The following is a 1,889-nucleotide window of genomic DNA, read 5'->3' as shown; positions in this document are numbered from 1 at the left end:
TCTTGGTTTTAATAGAACCAAGATTTGAAAAAAATTCGAAGTAAAAGAACAAAAAATAAGTTAGCAGTGCTTCATTTTAACATTATTTTTAGTTGAAATGATACTGAGAGCATGTTTAACAAGTCGCCTTTAATAGAATTTTTTATGGGGGAGGGAGAATTGATGGTGTTTGGTTTTTCTAAAGAAGTCTGCATAAAGAAAAAAATGCTTTCTGTTTTTGACAACGTTTCCGGAGAATTTGATATTGAGGATTTGACGCAAGTGATGGGGATTCGTACAAGTCAGACAGTCCGGAAATATCTTAATGAAATAGAAGAATTAATTGCGACATATTATTCACCAAAAGAATTGAATTTAGAAGTAGGTAAACGAGGGGATATTCGTCTCCATCGTAATGGCGCGAATTTAGACAAATTACTTGAAGTCTTATACACAGAGGACTTGGTGTACAAAATTTATCAAAAGCTGATTTTAACACGTGTTTTTTCAACAGAAGAATTTTGTGAACAACAGCAAATTAGTATTTCTACGTTAAGACGAACCATAACAAGAATGAATCACTCATTGCTGAATTATGATGTCTCAATCAAAGTGGGCAAAAAAGTGAGCATTGTTGGCGATGAAGCGCAAATTCGCTTCTTATTTTTTGAAATGCTTTATTTTGTTCATCACAGTTCATCAACTATCAAATGGTTTGACATGAAAAATTATCATCAATTGAGCCAGCAAGTTTGTCAGGCATTTTATATTACACCTGAATTAGAACAACGAAATATACTTAGTATGTGGTTGTTCATTAATCAGCAGTCAGAAGATTTAGATAAAGGGTTGGCAAAGGATTATTTTGAAGAAAACTACGAAAATTATTTGCCGAATGAATTATTTTCATCTAATATTTGGAAGTATATATTGCTCGTCATGTATGCTTTGGATTTCTTTAACTTCGAACCTGAATTGACATTTGAACGAATGCATCAGCATCAATTTTCTGAGATAACCAATCAGTGGATGTTATTATTTGAAAAGTATATTCATACTCTTTCTAGTGAGGAGAAAGCCTCTCTCATCCTGACGATGTATAAGTATGAGTTATTTCATAGAATTTTACCGAATTATAGGGAAGCAACGTTTAATTTTAATCCAATAAATGAAGAAACAATTAAAGATGATTATCCTTATTTTTATTTGACTCTAAATAGGATGTGGAATGAATTAGCGTCATATTCGTCATTATCAATTCCTAAAATAGTGAAAGATTTACTCTTTTCTTGCACGTTTCAATTGGCCTCACCTGAAGATTTATTTCCTGTCGTACGATGTTATTTGTATTCTAGCTTACCTCAAAGAAATCAACAACAATTGGAAAAAATGATTCAATACCAACTATTAAGTACAGCAAAAATTATCTTTGTTACGGAAGAAAGTCATGCAGACATTCTATTTACAACTAATGCTAGCAGAGAAGGGAATTTAATCAGTGTGCCTATAGTTGAAAAAGATTACATCTATATAAAAAATATCATTTATGCTTGGATACAAAAAAATGAAGACTAAAAGTTAGAAAAACGTTCAATTGAGCGTTTTTTTTTGCTAAAAATATCTCATTATTTATGAGTAATCGTTTTATCCGTTATGAATGGATTCTTTAGAAAGTCGAGTTTATTATCTTTTAACTCAAAGTAGGTTAAAAAAAAACGAGAGATAAAAAAGATATAAGTTAAAATAATGATGAGAAATAATAGATTAAAGGCATTCACAAAGCCATAAAGGAGGGGATGTGCGTTGTTAAATTACAACTATATGTAATCGTTTTCTGTCGTCAGAAGGTTTGGTTATAAATTTATTAGGAGGAATTAAAATGAAAAAAATAGTGTTAAGTATGCTGTTAT

Annotated in this window: 1 protein-coding gene; it reads left to right on the top strand. The window is 30.7% G+C overall.

The genetic code is table 11. From position 1 onward, the window contains the following. Positions 1-162 precede the first annotated feature (162 nt). Positions 163-1,554 carry a helix-turn-helix domain-containing protein gene (locus BAU17_RS03965; RefSeq protein ID WP_161901526.1) on the top strand — a complete coding sequence of 464 codons (1,392 nt, stop codon included), beginning with the start codon at positions 163-165 and terminating at the stop codon, positions 1,552-1,554. Positions 1,555-1,889: the final 335 nt, after the last annotated feature.

The sequence above is a fragment of the Candidatus Enterococcus willemsii genome (genome assembly GCF_009933335.1).
GTDB classification, from domain to species: domain Bacteria; phylum Bacillota; class Bacilli; order Lactobacillales; family Enterococcaceae; genus Enterococcus_F; species Enterococcus_F willemsii.
The sequence above is the reverse complement of the archived record's forward strand: the minus strand, read 5'-3'. Positions and strand labels throughout refer to the sequence as shown.